Genomic DNA, 18,330 nt, shown 5'->3' with positions numbered 1-18,330 from the left:
GTTGCGATAGCGGCGGTTAGGGTTGTTTTACCGTGGTCAACGTGTCCGATGGTACCGACGTTGACGTGTGGCTTGCTGCGTTCAAACTTGGCCTTTGCCATGGGTATTTCCTCTTTTTTGATGAATCTTTAACAATCAAAGATCGGTAAATAGCTGTTTGACGGCTCATGATGCATAAAAACCATCAAACCGTTGACGCTATGGTTTTACTACTAAAGCTTATTTATTAACAATGCTTGATAGCGCTACAGCTGTCTATATCTTTATATAGAGTCATTATACGTGCTTTTCAATCTCTTGCACATTGCCGCGTATTATAACCCACATTGGTAATGCTACAATGCGACATTGTCGTCCTGTGTTTTTTTAATAAACAGACTTATTAATAAACGGGTTTATTAATAAACTGACAGCACTAAAAGGCAACACCTCAGTGTCACCCTTAAATCATTATCTGCCACACTCTGTTTATAATTTTCAATATTCTATAATTTCGATATCGATATGTATATTTTGTAAAATACAATACTTTATTAAAGTGCCCCGCTTTGTCAAAAGAGCAAAGCCTATATAAAACACTTGAATAATAAATGGAGCTCATATTGAGAATTGAACTCAAGACCTCTCCCTTACCAAGGGAGTGCTCTACCGCTGAGCTATATGAGCGTGCTTTTAAAAACTATAGTAGCCAACCACTGGGTTGCACTAAAAAAAATATCACGATACAGCAATAATAACTGACTGTCGTGATGATTGATAGTTGCTGCGATGGTGCATATATGGAGCGGGTGGCGGGAATCGAACCCGCGTCATTAGCTTGGAAGGCTAAGGTGTTACCATTATACCACACCCGCATTTACTCTTATGCTGCTTGACTCTGATAGCGAGTCCTTCAGGATATAGAGTATGCTTGGCGCTAGGACAAACTTTGAAAAAATATGGTGGTGGGAGAAGGATTCGAACCTTCGAAGCTTTCGCGACAGATTTACAGTCTGTTGGGTTTGACCGCTCCCCAATCCCACCTAGATTGCTTGATATAAAATCACCTTAATGTAAAGCAAATTCATAAAAAGCGACTTTGAAAGAGATGGTGCCGACTGCCGGGATCGAACTGGCGACCTACTGATTACAAGTCAGTTGCTCTACCAACTGAGCTAAGTCGGCTTGTTCTCTCAAAGTGGTGGCTATTCTATCAAATATTTTGATAGACGCAAGCTCTTTTTTGGTTTTTTTAGCATTATTTTCATAAAAACCGTCAAACACTTGATTACGTTACTGTTTTTTCTAGCGTTAAATCGTGTTTTTTATCGCGATTGATATTATCAGCCGCGCGGAAAAGTAAATAGCTTGCCACTACGTCCTCTAGTACCGATTATTTTTATTACCTAAATGCGCAATAAAACCTTTTAATTAACTTTATATTTTATGACTTTTAACAAATGATTCATAAAGTTAATTTTTAAACGGACAATTTATGCAGTAAGTCGGCAAACTGCCAGTGATAATTAGATAACCTTTACAATTTTGCAGGTTAAATAAATAATATCAGCTGGCAGATGCATTTTTTAAGGAATGTTATAAGCGATTTTTAATGATAAATCACCTTATACGATGCCCATATTAAACAACCATAATGCTAGGCCGATAATTAAAACTGCCACAAAGACCCATATAAACCAACCTCCGCTGGGCTTTTTCTCAACCTGTCCCGCATTAGCAGGGTTATTGATGGCTTGATCCATGGCATTATTACCAGCTGTACCAAGGTCGCGAGGTTGACCTAAGTTGGCAGTGCCTGAGAACTGCGAAGTAGCAGCTTGCTTGGCACGCAATACATCAGGATCTGCTTCTTCTTGCAGAGCAGTTTTGGTGGTTTTGTCATGCTTTGCAGCGTCTGCTTCTTCTGGTGCTTGACGAGCGGCCGTCTGTATTGGTTCTTCTACAACAGGCGCGCTCGTTACTGCCTCTGTTGCTACCTCTATAGTCTCTGTAGGCTTGGTTTCCGCCTGTTTAGTAGGCTCAGTGGCCACTGCTGTTTCAATCGGTGCGGCTTCGACTGGTATTGCTTCACTACTATTATCTGTCGCTGACAAGACTTCATCAATTCCTGTTTCTTTTACCACTGGCTCAGCCTCTACAATTTCAACAGGTTCGGCTGGAGTGTCTGTAACAGGTAAGAACTCTTCAATTTTCGTTTCTTTGACCACAGGTTCTTTAATAACAGCCTCTTTAACCACAGGTATAGCGGCAGCAGGTGCTAATTCGCCAACCACATCAGCGCCAGCGCTTAGTGCTGGCTCATCTGTATCTGTCACAAGTGGAGCGGCTTGCTCATTAGCCAACGTCGCAGCAACTGGCGCGCTTACCTGAAAGCTAAAGCTTGCAAAACCTAGCGTATCATTGGCAGCAAGGTTGGTAGATTTATTGGCCTCAATGCGCTGCTCGTTGATAAAAGTACCGTTTGACGATTCTAAGTCCTTCACGTACAACTCACCGTTTAATACGCTCAGCACCGCATGATTGCGTGACACTTGCTTGCTGCCGAGCACCACATCATTGTCGCTACCGCGTCCCACAGACAGGCTGTCACTGACTGTCAACGTCAGATCACCCAAGGCTTCGGTTAGGGCGTTAAGCTGCCATGTTGCGCCATCTGTGGCGACTGGTGTATTGGCATTTTCTATATGGTTCGTCATGCTATCACTCCTTATTTTTATTAAATGTTCAATGGCTATCTTTTTAAATACTTCTCTTTATTAAAAGGATATCTTTATTAAATAGCGTTCCTTATTCAATAACTGTCTTCAAATGATGAGCTTAATATCCGCTGAGATTTATCGTCTGTATTATTTAGGAATAAAGCGGGGGTTTATAATACCGCCAAGTTTCTCGTAGGGGATACTAAGCACGGGCATACCATAGGCATAGGGACTAATAGAGTAATGCTGATAACGAATATCGACCCCTTTATCGGTCAAGGTTACGTTATCACTTAAGGTAAACGGCCAGCTTTTCTCATAGCTTGCAACGTCTTCATCGACCGTTTTGACCCAGTTTTTATAGGCATCATAAGCTAACGCTTTAAAGCGAGGTTTCTTGTTAGGCTGGAGCATATCTGCTAATTGGATTTGTTTTTTGCTCTGTTGGTCAAACACCAGATATTCGCTATATGGCATACCATGAGCGCCGCCCGTATAAACGTACGAGCTAATCTCGAACAGCTCGAAATCGTTTACATGACCCAAGTATTCGGGCGTGACCATTAAGTTATAAACGAAAACGCTGTCTTCGGGCAAATCAGCAAACTGTGAGTTAACAAACCCATCGATAGCAGCTTTGACATCTGCTGGGCTACTTTTTTTAGTAATGGGCGCAGATTCAGTCGGTTTACTATTAACGACCAAATGATTGATACGCTCATTGGTCAGCTTATTTATCCAAGGATGATTGGTCTTGAGATATTTAACCTCAATCTCTGGGCAGTTATCACGCGCCGCGCATTTTTCTTCTATTTTTTTCGGTAGCTCATACTCTAAATACTCAGTGTGGCTAATCAGGCTCCCAGCATGCGCTGATAAGCTTAATGCGCCAAGCAGCAGCCCACCACCTAATGAGGTTATTAGTCGCAGCCAAGCCGTCTGTGAGGCAGAGTTTTGAGACAATTTTGACTTATTAGTATGTGATTGGAGTGTCGCTTTCATATAGCCTCTTTAATATGCAGATAAGGTGTCTTGATATTCTACCGTAACCATTCTGTAGTATTGTAGGTACACTGTTTGTGTTTTTGGATACTTAGTATTTTTGATAATTGGTGTTTTTGATGATCAGTGCTTTTGGCAAACCAGCCTTTATTCGTTGTAAAAATTATCCATAATAAAAAAGACACGATATCGTGTCTTTTCAAGGTAAGCAGGAAGCTTAAAAAGCTGATTTTAATGCTCGCGTGTATTGCTAAACGTCACTTCTGGATAGCGGTCTTGCATCAGCTGTAAGTTCACGCGTGATGGGGCTAAATAGGTCAAATAACCGCCGCCATCTATCGATAACTGGTCATGCGCTTTGCGTTTAAATTTCGCTAATGCCACTTCGTCATCGCAATGAATCCAGCGTACGGTTGCAATAGATACCGGTTCAAAAATACATTGTACCTTGTACTCTTCTTTTAGACGATGCGCGACCACTTCAAACTGTAGGACACCGACCGCGCCCAAGATTAAATCGTTATTAATCTGCGGCATAAAGACCTGCGTTGCGCCCTCTTCACTTAACTGCTGCAGACCTTTTTGCAGCGCTTTTGATTTGAGCGGGTCTTTGAGCACCACACGGCGGAACAATTCAGGAGCAAAATGCGGAATACCGGTAAAGTTCAGCTCCTCGCCTTCGGTAAAGCTGTCACCGATAGAAATCGTTCCATGATTGTGTAAACCGATGATATCACCCGGATAAGCTTCTTCTAACGCTTCACGGTCACCAGCAAGGAAAGTCAAAGCATCGGCAATACGCACGTCTTTACCCAAGCGTACATGCTTCATCTTCATGCCTTTTTCGTACTTGCCTGAGCAGACCCGTAAGAACGCAATGCGATCACGGTGACGCGGATCCATATTGGCCTGAATCTTAAACACAAAGCCGCTAAATTCGGTTTCGGTTGCTGCCACTTCGCGCTCATTGGTCGGGTGCGATTTTGGCGGCGGCGCATATTTGATTAAAGTATCCAGCACCATATTGACACCAAAGTTACCCAGCGCCGTACCGAATAATACCGGTGTCATCTCGCCCGCCAAGAACGCGTCAACACTAAATTCCTCTAGCGCCATTTGTACCAGCTCAAGCGACTCTTCAAAAGCGTCAAACATCAGCTTACCCAAACGCTCACGAATATCAGGATAATCATAGCCTTCGCGCGTCTCAGCGACCGTCATATCACCGCCGTGACCTTTTTCATATAGATAGGTTTTGTTTTCGGTTAAATGATAGACACCAACGAAATCTTGCCCCATACCGATAGGCCAAGTAACCGGAATACATTTAATCTTTAATACCGCTTCGATTTCACTCAATAGCTCAAGTGGCTCACGAATCTGGCGGTCAAGTTTATTGACAAATGAGATGATGGGCGTATCACGCATCCGGCAAACTTCCATCAATTTGATGGTACGTTCTTCGACACCTTTTGCGCCATCGACCATCATCAGCGCACTGTCTACAGCGGTCAGAGTACGATACGTATCTTCACTAAAGTCGGCGTGACCCGGTGTATCTAGCAGGTTGACCATATGGTCTTTATAAGGAAACTGCATGACCGAGGTGGTAATAGAGATGCCACGTTCTTGCTCCATGCTCATCCAATCAGATGTCGCATGGCGGTCGGTTTTGCGGCCTTTAACCTCACCAACCACCTGAATCGCTTGACCCCAAAGCAATAGCTTTTCTGTCATGGTGGTCTTACCCGCATCGGGATGCGAGATAATGGCAAAGGTGCGGCGTTTGGCAACTTCTTTGCTTAATTTTTTTGGATCTACGCTCATAATTTTTGGCTTCAACGTTGGCTAATTTAGAAATCAATCTAAATAAATAGTGTCAATAATGGGCATATTGTAACGGATTTAGCGTCTGGGTGCAGAATTAGCGCATAAAAAAACACTCCCTGATAATCAAACAGAGAGTGTTTAGATGGTTTTATATTTAATAATAGCGCTTGATTTCTCTTTCTAAAAAGTCGGCGGCGACCTCATTGACGATGGTGCAATCAACCACGCTACGAAAGCTATTGGTGCCCTTACAGACATTACCCACTTACAAACTTGTAGCATATGTTTACTACTGTCCCATTGCGCTAATCGAGCAGCTTGCTATGCTATAAGTCCTATTAAGAAAAGGCTTATCGAGAAAGTCTTATCGAGATTGATAGCCAAAGTTTACTTCAATTATAAAAACTGACAACAAAGGATGTGTTATGAAAACTCTATATTCTACTAAAGGCACGGTTACTGGCGGTCGTACAGGTAGTGCTAGCCTTCAAGACAGCGACTTGACGATTAATATGGTTGCACCGGGTTCTGGTAAAGAAGGCAACAATCCAGAGCAACTATTCGCCATGGGCTATGCTGCTTGCTTTGATGGTGCACTTGCTGCCGTCAAAGGGGTAGAGAAAGCAAAGTTTGATTCTACCACTGAAGTATCGGTAGATTTGATGAAAGGTGAAGGCCTAGATTTTCAATTGGCCGTTAAAATCCATGTGATTGGTGAAAATACAGAACTATCAGCGGATGAATTCCAACAGTTGGTTGAGAAAGCCAATAAAGTCTGCCCATATTCTAAAGCTACCCATGGTAATGTCGATAGCGAAGTGACTTCAGAAGTAAAATAAGCGCTTAATAATGACAATGTCATGAAATATATACAGCTATTAAAAATAAAAAAGAACTCAGCTGGTCTGGGTTCTTTTTTTATTGGCGACGAATTTAGCTCGTCAACATCGTAACTGTTTATTATTTTCACTATCCATTTATTAGTTTGCCATCAATTCGGCAAGAAGGTTTTTTATCGTTATAATGAAGGTATCTTTTTATCCAATTTTTTACTCAATACTTGCTGCCCCATATTTGATAAGTGACTTTTTATGACTGCCAACGACCACAACTCGCACTCGCCCATTAATCCCAATACGCTACCAAACTTTGCCTCCATGCCAAATGTGGCGACGATGGATACCAGTCATGTGGACAAAGACCAACCGCCCTTTATTTTGGTCGATGGCTCTTACTATCTGTTTCGCACTTATCATGCTTTGCCAAAGACCATGCAAAACTCTCAAGGTCTGATAACCAATGCCATACGTGGCACGTTGAATGCGCTATTGAAATTAATGCGCCGCTATCACCCAACCCATATGGCGGTCTGCTTTGATACCAAATCACCGACTTTTCGCCATGCGATGTCAGAGGAATATAAAGCCAATCGTCCAAAAATGGATGTGGAATTGGCTGAGCAAATTCCGTATATCCATAGCTTAGTTGCCGCCCTAGGGATTCCCCTACTCCGTATCGAAGGTGCAGAAGCCGATGATATCATTGGTACGCTCGCCTATCGTGCCGTCGCTGAAGGCCATCATGTAGTCATATCAACCGGTGATAAAGACATGATGCAGCTGATTAATGACTGCGTGATATTAGAAGACAGCTTTACCGGTAAAATTACCGATAGCACAGGCGTGGTCGAAAAATTCGGTATCAACCCTGAGCAGATGATTGACTTTTTGACCCTGATGGGTGATTCCTCTGACGGCATCAAAGGCGTACCGGGCATCGGCAAAAAGACGGCCAAAGACTTGCTTAATGAGTATGGCTCTATCGACAATATGCTCAAAAACGTCGCCGATATCAAAGGACGTGCGGGCAAAAATTTGGTGGAATATGCTGATGACATTCCAATGAATGCACAGCTGGCGACCATCGTTACCGATTTAGAAATTGGCCAAGACTGGCAAGATTTAAAAATCAATACCGACCCTTGCGCGCATATCGATGAGCTACGCGCACTATATAGTGAGCTTGAGTTTAGAAATGAGTTGGCCTCACTGGATCACCCCAATCACCCAGCCAATGGTTCGCAAAGTGTCGCCAATAGTCAGGCGGATGCTGAATCACAAGCACAAATCGCTAAATCCTTACAATCAAGCACTATTGATAATATCACCGATAGTAAGAGTCATGATAGAGCATGGCATACGATTTTAGACGAGCCCGCTTTTGACAGCTTGGTTAAACTATTAGCAGCTGCGCCACATTTCGTTATCGATACCGAAACCACCAGTGTCTATTGGCGTCAGGCTGAATTGGTTGGTTTGTCTTTTGCGGTAAAAGCGCACGAAGCCTATTATGTACCGCTCACGCATAATCTAGAAGGCGATGAGCTGACTGCAAAGCAACTTGATCGAGATACGGTATTGGCCAAACTTAAACCTATCTTAGAAAATCCAAACATCGGTAAAATCGGTCAGCATCTCAAATATGATGCCCATATTCTCAGTCATTATGATATCGACTTAGTAGGCAGCATTCATTCCAGCCCTAATAACTGGGCGATGGATACTATGCTTGCCAGCTACGTCATCAATGCCGCCATCACTCGTCATGGTATGGATGACTTGGCGCGCCATTATCTACAAACACAGACTATTAGCTTCGAGGATGTCGCTGGTAAAGGCGCTAAGCAAGTTAGCTTTGACCAAGTGGCCATCGATATTGCCAGCGACTACGCTTGCGAAGATGCCGATATTACCTATCAGCTGTTTGATGTCTTTAATAAGAAGCTATCTGATGACGAAAATAACGCCAAACTACTACATGAGCTAGAGATTCCAACGGCAGAGATACTCTGCCAGATGGAAGCAAGCGGTATTTTAATTAAGCGCCCATTTTTAAATGAGCTATCAAAGCGTTTTGATGAAGAAATCATTGCCCTTGAAAAACGTGCTTATGAAATCGCTGGCGAAGAATTTAATCTCGGCTCACCAAAGCAGCTTGGTGAGATGCTGTTTGATAAGCTTGGCGTCCCTGGTGGTAAAAAAACCAAGTCAGGGCAATACTCTACTGGTGAAGCGGTGTTATCAAAAATTGATCACCCATTGGTCGATATCACCCTTGAATATCGCGGTCTGTCTAAGCTCAAAAGTACTTATACCGATGCGCTTGATAATGTTGCAGATGCGCAGACTGACCGCGTGCATACCAGCTACCATCAAGCACTGACCAGTACCGGTCGTCTGTCATCCACTGATCCTAACTTACAGAATATTCCGATTCGTACTGCCACTGGCCGCCTAATTCGTCAAGCCTTTATCGCACCAGAAGGTCGCGTTATTTTAGCCGCGGATTACTCGCAAATTGAACTGCGTCTCATGGCGCATTTTTCAGGCGATAAAAACCTGACTCATGCTTTTAATGAAGGGCTTGATATTCACGCGGCTACTGCTGCTGAAGTGCTAGGCAAAGAGGTTACTGATGTCACCCCGACCGAGCGCCGTAATGCTAAAGCCATTAACTTTGGCCTACTCTATGGCATGAGCGCTTTTGGGCTTGCCAAGCAGCTACAAATGAGCCGCAGTGAGGCGCAAGACTATATCGATATGTACTTTAAGCGCTATCCGGGTGTCAAAGACTATATGATTAATACTCGTGCCAGCGCCCATGATAAGGGCTATGTCGAGACCATATTGGGCCGTAAGCTTTACACACCTGATATCACCCATAGCAATCGTATGGTCAAACAAGGCGCTGAACGTGCTGCGATTAACGCGCCACTACAAGGTTCTGCAGCTGACCTCATCAAACTTGCCATGATTGCCGTTGATAAAGTGTTGCCAAAAGAGCAAGCCAAAATGCTGCTACAGGTCCATGATGAGCTGGTGTTTGAAGTCGATAGCGACAAGGTCGATGAAATCAGCAAGCTTATTACTGATGCCATGCAAGACGTCTTAACTAACACTGCTGTTGAAAAAGGTTGGAAGGTGGATTTTGCTGTGCCGTTACTGGTTGAGACTGATAGTGGTCAGAACTGGGATGAAGCGCATTAATTGTGCAAACAAAGGCAGTTATAATGGCCTTTAATACTGCTATTAATGCTTCTATTAATACAGCTAAAGATGGTAATTGAACACTGGCGTTTATACTCTGCCATAGCTGTGCAATGACTCTTAGCAGTATAATAAGCACACGTTACTTTTATATATATTAATTTTTAACATATTAATAACGGTTTAAAGTGAGCCTGTGCGCTCACTTTTTTCATTTTTGAAAACTAGGAAGCTTTATTTTGATTGCAGATGGCATCATCGAATTACCGGGTATTATCATATTAATCGCGTGCATATTACGCTGCGTTCAGTATGTGATAAAGAGTGAGCTGAAACTGGGGCACTATTTTTGGTTGGCATCCGTATTGACATTTTTTGCTGTGATTCGCCGTGAGTTGAACTATGTACCCGAGCTCTTGATTCCTAGTGGTTTTACATTTATGAATCACTCGTACGATTGGTGGGAAGACGCTGTGCTGTTAACGGTGTATCTGCTGATTGTGGGCTTATTAGCTTATAGTTGGCGTTATCTGTGGATGGTATTAAAAAAAGTTCCTGTGTCGCTATATATCGCTTTGGCTGCCTTAGCGCTGTTAGAATATATGGGTGAAAATGCCATTTTTATACCAGAAAGCATTGGCGAGATAGTAGAAGAAATCGCAGAGACCGGCGTTTATACGATTGCCTTGATTTATTTGTGGACGTTTAAACTCGGTGAGTTTGAGAGACATTTTTTACCTCAAAAAAATTATCATGCACCGTGTAAAGCCAGTTAACAGAAATTGTCTACTCGCTAAGGTTATAAACCAGCAAAACCTTTATTAACGATAACAACTGAATAACGGCTGCTCAATATGGGCAGCCGTTTTTTGCCTTTATAAACTTGCCGTCTTACATTTTTTGAACATCCTGTGACACCTTACTACTATCAGTTACCATCATAACGCGGCACACTGATAAGCAGATCTTACCAATGACCAATAATAACGTGAATGGCATTTATAACTATAATGAGGACATATCCATGGACAATACAAAAACCCCACTACCAGAAGAGATGGATCATATTGAAGGTGACGACAATATGAATGACAACGAAGTCGGTAGTCAAGAGATTGATTTGAACAACCCTATGCTGCACACCTTTGATAATGACGATATGATTGATAATAGCGCAGGATTTAATAACTCAGAAGTTGGAACAGACGCAACCCAAGGGCTGACACCGATGCATCGGCAAAATATTGATGAAGCTCGGATTGATGAAGTGTTGGTCGAAGACAATTTAGACGATAAAGATTATCCTGATATCGTTGATATTGCAGACAGAGATGCGGCAAAGATTTCTAATGATGACAATTTTTAGAAATCACCTATTCGTAAAATAGAAAATAATTCAGAAAAAAATACCGAACATTATGTCCGGTATTTTTTATGGCTTAAGAAAACAATTAAGCCCAGCCATCCAGGGTTCCTGCCCAGCCTTTGACCAAAGGCAAGCTTAATGCTTCTAGCAAATCAATATGCGCTTCATCAAGATTCAACGCTGGAATATAATGATATTCTTGCCCGCCCGCGTTAAGAAAATTATCACGATTCTCAATCGCCAATTCTTCCAATGTTTCTAAGCAATCAGCGGAGAACGCCGGACTAATCACCTGTACTGAACGCACCCCAGATTTGCCCCAATCTTCTAACACCACATCGGTATAAGGCTTGACCCATTCTTGCTTACCAAAGCGCGACTGGAAACTGATAATCCATTCATCATCTTGCAGACCAAGTTCGTGCGCGACTTGTGCGGCGGTACATTTACAACGTTTTGGATACGGGTCGCCTTTATCGGCGTAAGGCTGTGGAATACCGTGGAAGCTAAACATCAGCTTTTCAGGTTTGCCATGTTCGGCCTGAAAGCGGCGAATCGAATTGGCCAATGCTTTGATATAAAGCGGATGGGCAAAGTAATCTTTGACAATGCTATAGTTTGGCAAGTTACGTTGCTTGAGCGTCCATTTGGTTAACGCATCATATACCGCACCGCCAGATGATGCCGAATACTGCGGAAATAATGGCAAGATAACAAAATGATCAACGCCTTCGCTACGCAAGGTATCCATCACATCAGGCAGGCCAGGATTGCCATAGCTCATCGCCGGATGCACAGACACGCGAAATGGCGCAACACTATCAGCCAAGCGCGGCTCGAGCAGCTCAACTTGGCTTTTTAGTATTTTGCGAATGGGCGAGTCGCCTTCCCAAATACTGGCATACGCTTTTGCCACCCGTTTTGGTCGGCTTGGCAACACAAACAGGTTTAGAATAATTGCCCATAAGAATTTAGGGATTTCAATCACGCGCGGGTCAGATAAAAACTGTTTGAGATAGCGGCGTACGGCTGGTACAGTCGGCTCATCAGGCGTACCTAGGTTAACTAACAAGACGGCAATACGTGGCGGCAATTTAGGTTTCATAGAGTATTATTTATTCACTTATTAAATCATCAGGAAATATATTAGATAGAAACATAACGAGCAAGCAGAGAAGCTTATAAACGAGATATTATAAGGTTTAAAATAGCTGCTATTGTTCGCCTTTAGTGTAGCATTTTATAAGAGCAAAACGCATGGTAAAGGCAACCGTTATACACTTTAATATGTGCTTTGATACCTGCCTTGATACTTGTCTTGATACTGCCCTTAATCGACGCTTAAAATAAAGACTTGGCGCGAAGGTTGTACTCCTACGCACATCGCCATACAATAGACAAGCTTATAACAATAAACTAGTTAGACCAATTACTGTCGCCATCCTAGGTTTGTTTTATTTATAACCGTTTTTTTATCCATGACTATTGTTTTATCCATAACTGTTGTTTTGTGAGGTAGCTTTGAGCGCACGTTCTGATAGTACCAGTGAGCATTCCCCTAATCATGCCGCTAATGCAACCGATACCGTCGGTTCGGTAGGCTCAGTTGGCATCGTCACGCCGCAGACTTTTCATTTCGCTGAGCCGTTGACCTTGGAGTGCAATCGCACCCTGCCCTCATTCGATTTAATCTTTGAAACTTATGGCACGCTCAATAGCGACAAATCGAACGCCATCCTTATCTGTCACGCATTATCAGGTAGCCATCATGCGGCAGGCTTTCATAGTGAAGACGATAAAAAAGCGGGCTGGTGGGACAATATGATTGGCCCTAATAAAGCCATTGATACCAATCAATTTTTTGTCGTTTGCGTCAATAATATCGGCAGCTGCTTTGGCTCTACCGGTCCAACGACCATCAATCCTGAGACCGTCAATTCAAGTCCAAAAAGCACAAACAAGAATAATGAGAACAGTGAGCCACAAGTTTATGGCCCTGACTTTCCCCTTGTCACCATTAAAGACTGGGTAAAAACCCAAGCCATGCTCTCAGACCGTTTGGGCATTGAGGTTTGGCATGCCATCGTCGGTGGCTCAATGGGCGGTATGCAAGCCATGCAATGGTCGGTCGATTATCCAGAGCGCTTAAAACGCTGCGTGGTTATTGCCAGTACGCCAAAGCTTTCTGCGCAAAACATCGCCTTTAATGAAGTTGCGCGTCAGTCCATTTTATCCGACCCTGATTTTAAAGACGGACGCTATTTGCAGGCAGGTACTTATCCTCGGCGCGGGCTTATTCTTGCGCGTATGGTTGGTCATATCACCTACTTGACTGATGATGCGATGAAGGCAAAGTTTGGTCGTGATTTAAAATCTGGTAAGTTTATGTATGGCTATGACGTTGAGTTTCAAGTTGAGAGCTATTTACGCTATCAAGGCGAACGCTTTAGTGAAAACTTCGATGCCAATACCTATCTGCTGATGACCAAAGCCTTAGATTATTTTGACCCGACGCGTGACTATCCATCAGCGGCAACATTAGAATCCGCATCAGTAAAAGCTGAATCTGCCGAAAAAGAGCTTGAGAAAACATTAGAAAATAGCGCGCATATTGATAATGCTGATAACGTTAATGTCGCCAATGAAAAAGAGCTAAGCGCACTTAAAGCCGCCTTTGCCCATACGCAGTGTCAGTATTTGGTGGTGTCATTTACCACCGATTGGCGCTTTGCGCCCGAGCGCTCACAAGAGATTGTCGATGCATTAATGGCGACTGGTAAGCCGGTCAGCTATATCAATGTCGATGCACCGCACGGTCATGATTCGTTTTTATTTGATATTCCGCGTTATATGGGTGCTGTTAAAGGCTTTTTGACCGCGCCATTTATTGCTAATAGCATGATAGCCAAAGGAGCACGCTCATGAGAATGGACCATCAATTGGCTGAGCGTTGGATTGCGCCGCACTCGCATGTGCTTGATTTAGGCTGCGGCAATGGTGAGCTACTCGCGCATTTACAGCAAAATCTAGGGGTGACCGGTTATGGACTTGAGATTGATGAAGATAAAATCAATGAGGCCATCACTAAAGGCCTATCTATCGTCGAGCAAGACCTCAACGATGGCTTAAGCCGTTTTGCAGATAATAGCTTTGATACCGTCGTTATGGCGCGCGCACTGCAAGCGGTAAAAGCGCCTGATGTGCTCCTGCTCGATATGCTACGCGTCGCTCGCGAAGCTGTCATCACCTTCCCTAACTTTGCCCATTGGCAAAACCGCCTGCATTTGGGCTTAAAAGGTCTGATGCCAGTTTCAGAAGCGCTACCTTATGAGTGGTATAACACCCCAAATATTCATCTATGTACCTTTAAGGACTTTGAGCAACTGTGCGCGCAGCATGATATTCATATCATCAACCGCTTTGCTGTCAGTGATTCAGAAAAAGGTCATAACCCGCTGATGACTGCATTAATACGCCAAGCCCCCAACCTTTTAGCAGACGTCGCTATCTATCGCGTCACCAAGCAAAAACGGGATTAATAATCGTATTTTTTATTGTTTATTAAAGTGAATTTAACGCCATTGCTACCTATTTTAATCTTAAGCGATTGTTAATTCCTTCTTACCCTTCAGTAACTCTATGATTTTATTGAGGACAATGAGGTACAGTTAGGAATTAAATCCTGTAATTAGTATTTGAGTTTCGTAAGTTTGGGTGTTAAGCTAGCGAAATAGTGTCAATCACCCCCTAATTACGACCGTTTGTCGGGTTAATCAGGGACGACTATGACACTACCGATATGAAACACTACCAATACGAATTATTTTGCTAATGATTAGGTAAGTTGGTATTGCAAGATTTCACCTAATTGTTATCGCCGTCTAACTGTCTTTAGCGAGACAATCTTTAGCGGTGCAACTTATCTTTTGCTTATTAACTGCCTAATTTTGGAGCTGCTATGAAATTATTAAAAGCTGCGTTGTTTACTGCCCTGTTTTCTTGTGCGGGCCTTGCCAACGCTGAGTTAATATCAAACGTGCCACTTGATACCTCACGTTTTGAGCTAATGCCTATCAGTGAGCTGTCTGCCAGCGCTGCCCAAGGTAACGACCACGCCCAGTTTTACCTAGCCAAGCGTTTGCAAAAAGGTGAAGGCGTTACTCAAAATACCCAACAAGCTGTCCAATGGTATACCAAAGCAGCTCAGCAAGGCGTTGCCCCTGCTCAGTTGAATCTTGCCATCATGTACTTACGTGGTGAAGGTGTCCAACCAAATCTACAGCAAGCACGCCTTTGGTTAGAAAAAGCGGCAATGCGCGGCGATAACCGTGCCAGCTATACGCTTGCTTTGCTAGATGAAAAGCAAAAAAACCTAGTTGATGCTTATAAATGGTACGACTTGGCTGCCCGTGATGGTATGCTCGATGAAAAAGTACGTAACAAAGCTCGCGGTAAAATCGGTCAGCTAGCATTGAACTTATCAAGCTCAGACATTGCTAGTGCCCGTAGCAAAGCCGATACTTGGTTTCAAAGTAAATAAAGCGTAAACCAATAAGCTAAACTTCGATTTTACGCCATGAATATTAAATAAGCTCAGTATCATACTGGGCTTTTTTGTTTGCCATTTTTATTATCTCTCATATTTCTATGAGATTTTAGAATGATAAAACCTCCAACATCTTCCCAAAATTTGCTAAACTACGCGCGCATTAGAGAATTCCACAATTGCGCTAGTGTTATGAGCTTTACCAATTCTGTTATGAGCTTTACCAATTCGTTTTAACCGTTAATTTTAAAAAGCACCTTAAACCCAATGCACTAGGTTTGCGACCTAGCCAGCAGGAGAAAAACATGAGTACCAATCAAGACAGCCATACCAAAAATAGCAGCATCCAACAAAGCACTGCAACTGATAACAAAGCAGCGCCTGCTTACGATAGCGTAACCAATAACATCGTCGTTGCCGCACTTTATAAGTTCACGCGCTTTAGCGATTTTGAGCAATATCGTGAGCCAATTTTAAATACCATGCTTGATAATGATGTCAAAGGCACTTTATTACTGGCCAGCGAAGGCATTAACGGCACAATTTCTGGTAGCCGCCAAGGTATTGATAATGTCTTAGATTATTTGCGCAGTATTGAAGCGATTGGCAGCTTTACTTTTAAAGAATCTTATACTGATGCACAGCCTTTTTATCGCACTAAGGTGAAGCTTAAAAAAGAAATCGTCACCATGGGTGTTGAGAATATCGACCCGTTACAATCGGTCGGTCGCTATGTAAAACCAAGCGAATGGAATGCGCTTATCTCAGATCCTGACGTTATTTTGATTGATACCCGTAACGATTATGAAGTTCAAATCGGTACGTTTCAAAATGCTGTTAATCCAAATACCGAAACCTTCCGCGAGTTTCCAGAGTACGTGGCAAAAGAGCTCGACCCAGCGAAACATAAAAAAGTCGCCATGTTCTGTACCGGCGGTATTCGTTGTGAGAAATCTACTGCTTATATGCGCGAGCAAGGCTTTGAAGAGGTCTATCATTTAGAAGGCGGTATCTTAAAGTATTTAGAAGAAATCCCAGCCAGCGAATCAATGTGGCAAGGCGATTGCTTCGTCTTTGATAACCGCGTGTCGGTCAATCATAACCTAGAAAAAGGCAACTATGAGCAATGCTTTGCTTGTCGTATGCCGATTACTCATGAGGAAATGCAAAGCGCCGCCTATATCAAAGGCGAGTCGTGCCCGCATTGTATCGATAAAGCGACTGAAGAACAAAAAGCCCGCTTCCGTGAGCGCGAGCATCAAATGCAACTAGCGAAAAAACGTGGCGAAGCGCATATCGGTAGCGATGTGGTGGACGTCATAGAAAAGCGTAAAGCCGCTAAGATTGAGGCACGTCGCCAAGCGGAAGCTGCGAATAAAGCCAAAGCTTAATAATTAATTTTTAGTCTATATTTAGCTATAAGTAGGGTGCGCTAAGTGTACCCTACTTTAAACGTTAAACTTTTAAATGATTAGCCATAAAAAAGAGAGGCTCTATTAATAGAGCCTCTCTTTTTTTATACCAGTCGTAAAATTAAATAATAACGCTTAATTTTAGAACAAGATACGTACGCGAATCGTTTCTTCAACGTCTTTTAGTTGATCGAGCGCAGCTGTTGAATCATTATAATCAACATCCATCACCAGATAACCCACATCACCTTCCGTCATTAAGCTCTGCGCTAAAATATTGATATGCGCTTCGGCGAACAGACGGTTAATCTGTGATAGTACGCCTGGGACGTTTCTATGGATATGTAGCAAACGATGCGAGCCTTCTTTAAACGGCACAGAAACTTCTGGGAAGTTTACGGCAGTTGCAGTATCGCCTTGGTCAGAGTATCTAACAAACTTATCGGCAACTTCAAGACCGATATTCGCCTGCGCTTCTTGGGTTGAGCCACCGATATGTGGCGTCAAGATAACGTTATCGAATTTACGTAGTGGTGATTCAAACTCTTCATCAGCAGATTTTGGCTCTTTCGGAAACACGTCAATCGCCGCGCCCAAGATTTTACCAGACTCAAGAACTGCCGCCAAATCATCAATCTCAACACAAGTACCACGAGCCGCATTGATAAAGTAGCTGCCGTCTTTCATATGGGCAAACTGCGCCGCGCCCATCATATAGCGCGTGCTTGGTACATCAGGCACATGCAAGGTGACGATATCAGCGGTTGATAGCAGCTCTTCTAAGCTACCTACTTGCACGGCGTTACCTAGTGGCAATTTGGTCAAGACATCATGATAAATGACTTTCATACCGAAGCTTTCAGCCAATACCGACAATTGCGAACCGATAGAGCCATAACCGACGATACCGATTGTCTTGCCACGTACTTCATGTGAGTTGGTCGCAGACTTGCCCCAACCGCCGCGATGTACGGTGGCGTTCTTCTCAGGGATACCACGATATAGCATAATGGCTTCGGCCAATACCAGCTCAGCGACCGAGCGGGTGTTCGAATATGGCGCGTTAAAGACAGGAATACCCAAATCACGAGCGGCGTCCAAGTCGACTTGGTTGGTACCGATACAAAAGCAGCCAATACCGATAAGCTTATGTGCGTGCTCAAGGACTTCACGCGTCAGCTGCGTACGCGAGCGGATACCGATGAAGTGAGCATCTTTAATCTTTTCGATAAGCTCCTCTTGATCTAAAGCGTGACTGATATTCTCGATGTTATGATAACCAGCCCCTTCCAATACTTTTAACGCATTGTCATGTAGACCTTCAAGCAATAAAAACCGGATTTTGTCTTTTTGTAGTGATAACGCCATGTGAGAACTGTCCTATAATTGTCTTATAAAAATCATCAGTGGGATAAGTATGATGGATGAA

At 43.2% G+C, this 18,330-nt stretch carries 14 protein-coding genes and 4 tRNA genes; 8 read left to right on the top strand and 10 right to left on the bottom strand.

Annotation, left to right across the window (positions count from 1 at the left end; genetic code table 11):
* From ACP7AA_RS12765 to ACP7AA_RS12730, 8 genes are all read right to left on the bottom strand, one after another.
* A partial coding sequence (locus ACP7AA_RS12765; RefSeq protein WP_372829846.1) for a GTP-binding protein occupies nucleotides 1-101 on the bottom strand: 101 nt, incomplete at its 3' end.
* Nucleotides 102-591: 490 nt separating this feature from the next.
* Nucleotides 592-666 (bottom strand) — tRNA-Thr (locus ACP7AA_RS12760).
* A 114-nt stretch (nucleotides 667-780) separates the two neighbouring features.
* Nucleotides 781-854, bottom strand: a tRNA-Gly gene (locus tag ACP7AA_RS12755).
* Nucleotides 855-939: 85 nt separating this feature from the next.
* A tRNA-Tyr gene (locus ACP7AA_RS12750) sits at nucleotides 940-1,023 on the bottom strand.
* A gap of 65 nt (nucleotides 1,024-1,088) precedes the next feature.
* Nucleotides 1,089-1,164 (bottom strand) — tRNA-Thr (locus tag ACP7AA_RS12745).
* A 440-nt stretch (nucleotides 1,165-1,604) separates the two neighbouring features.
* The gene (locus ACP7AA_RS12740; RefSeq protein WP_426223785.1) at nucleotides 1,605-2,696 is read right to left on the bottom strand and encodes an FHA domain-containing protein; all 1,092 of its coding nucleotides are present in this window, start codon (nucleotides 2,694-2,696) and stop codon (nucleotides 1,605-1,607) included.
* Nucleotides 2,697-2,846: 150 nt separating this feature from the next.
* Entirely contained in the window at nucleotides 2,847-3,701 is an 855-nt protein-coding gene (locus tag ACP7AA_RS12735; RefSeq protein ID WP_426223784.1) for an RsiV family protein, read from the bottom strand.
* A gap of 231 nt (nucleotides 3,702-3,932) precedes the next feature.
* Nucleotides 3,933-5,528, bottom strand: coding sequence for a peptide chain release factor 3 (locus ACP7AA_RS12730; protein ID WP_426223783.1), 1,596 nt, complete (start codon nucleotides 5,526-5,528; stop codon nucleotides 3,933-3,935).
* Between the two features lie 428 nt (nucleotides 5,529-5,956).
* Here ACP7AA_RS12730 and ACP7AA_RS12725 point away from each other — a divergent pair, with 428 nt between their 5' ends.
* From ACP7AA_RS12725 to ACP7AA_RS12710, 4 genes are all read left to right on the top strand, one after another.
* Complete coding sequence (locus tag ACP7AA_RS12725; RefSeq protein WP_068034453.1) at nucleotides 5,957-6,370, top strand: Ohr family peroxiredoxin; 414 nt, start codon at nucleotides 5,957-5,959, stop codon at nucleotides 6,368-6,370.
* 252 nt (nucleotides 6,371-6,622) lie between these two features.
* A complete protein-coding gene (gene polA / locus ACP7AA_RS12720) occupies nucleotides 6,623-9,577 on the top strand; it encodes a DNA polymerase I (RefSeq protein WP_426223782.1) in 2,955 nt (984 codons plus the stop codon).
* A gap of 239 nt (nucleotides 9,578-9,816) precedes the next feature.
* Nucleotides 9,817-10,353 carry a hypothetical protein gene (locus ACP7AA_RS12715; protein ID WP_426223781.1) on the top strand — a complete coding sequence of 179 codons (537 nt, stop codon included), beginning with the start codon at nucleotides 9,817-9,819 and terminating at the stop codon, nucleotides 10,351-10,353.
* A gap of 248 nt (nucleotides 10,354-10,601) precedes the next feature.
* Nucleotides 10,602-10,943: a hypothetical protein gene (locus tag ACP7AA_RS12710; protein WP_201562155.1), complete on the top strand. Its 342-nt coding sequence runs from the start codon at nucleotides 10,602-10,604 to the stop codon at nucleotides 10,941-10,943.
* 85 nt (nucleotides 10,944-11,028) lie between these two features.
* On the opposite strand, the gene hemH is transcribed toward ACP7AA_RS12710, so the two are convergent.
* Nucleotides 11,029-12,048, bottom strand: coding sequence for a ferrochelatase (hemH, locus tag ACP7AA_RS12705; protein WP_413500786.1), 1,020 nt, complete (start codon nucleotides 12,046-12,048; stop codon nucleotides 11,029-11,031).
* 506 nt (nucleotides 12,049-12,554) lie between these two features.
* Here hemH and metX point away from each other — a divergent pair.
* The 4 genes from metX (at nucleotide 12,555) to ACP7AA_RS12685 (ending at nucleotide 16,880) form a co-directional block, all read left to right on the top strand.
* The gene (metX, locus tag ACP7AA_RS12700) at nucleotides 12,555-13,868 is read left to right on the top strand and encodes a homoserine O-acetyltransferase MetX (RefSeq protein WP_426223786.1); all 1,314 of its coding nucleotides are present in this window, start codon (nucleotides 12,555-12,557) and stop codon (nucleotides 13,866-13,868) included.
* Nucleotides 13,865-14,482, top strand: coding sequence for a methionine biosynthesis protein MetW (metW, locus tag ACP7AA_RS12695; RefSeq protein WP_426223780.1), 618 nt, complete (start codon nucleotides 13,865-13,867; stop codon nucleotides 14,480-14,482). Before metX ends, metW begins: the two co-directional genes overlap by 4 nt.
* Nucleotides 14,483-14,901: 419 nt before the next feature.
* Nucleotides 14,902-15,483: a tetratricopeptide repeat protein gene (locus ACP7AA_RS12690; protein ID WP_426223779.1), complete on the top strand. Its 582-nt coding sequence runs from the start codon at nucleotides 14,902-14,904 to the stop codon at nucleotides 15,481-15,483.
* Between the two features lie 311 nt (nucleotides 15,484-15,794).
* Nucleotides 15,795-16,880, top strand: coding sequence for a rhodanese-related sulfurtransferase (locus tag ACP7AA_RS12685; RefSeq protein ID WP_426223778.1), 1,086 nt, complete (start codon nucleotides 15,795-15,797; stop codon nucleotides 16,878-16,880).
* Between the two features lie 162 nt (nucleotides 16,881-17,042).
* On the opposite strand, the gene serA is transcribed toward ACP7AA_RS12685, so the two are convergent.
* Nucleotides 17,043-18,269, bottom strand: a complete 1,227-nt coding sequence (gene serA, locus ACP7AA_RS12680; RefSeq protein ID WP_426223777.1) for a phosphoglycerate dehydrogenase — start codon at nucleotides 18,267-18,269, stop codon at nucleotides 17,043-17,045.
* Nucleotides 18,270-18,330: the final 61 nt, after the last annotated feature.

The organism is Psychrobacter sp. DWR1-2-3 (assembly GCF_049896465.1).
GTDB lineage: Bacteria > Pseudomonadota > Gammaproteobacteria > Pseudomonadales > Moraxellaceae > Psychrobacter > Psychrobacter maritimus.
The sequence above is the reverse complement of the archived record's forward strand: the minus strand, read 5'-3'. Positions and strand labels throughout refer to the sequence as shown.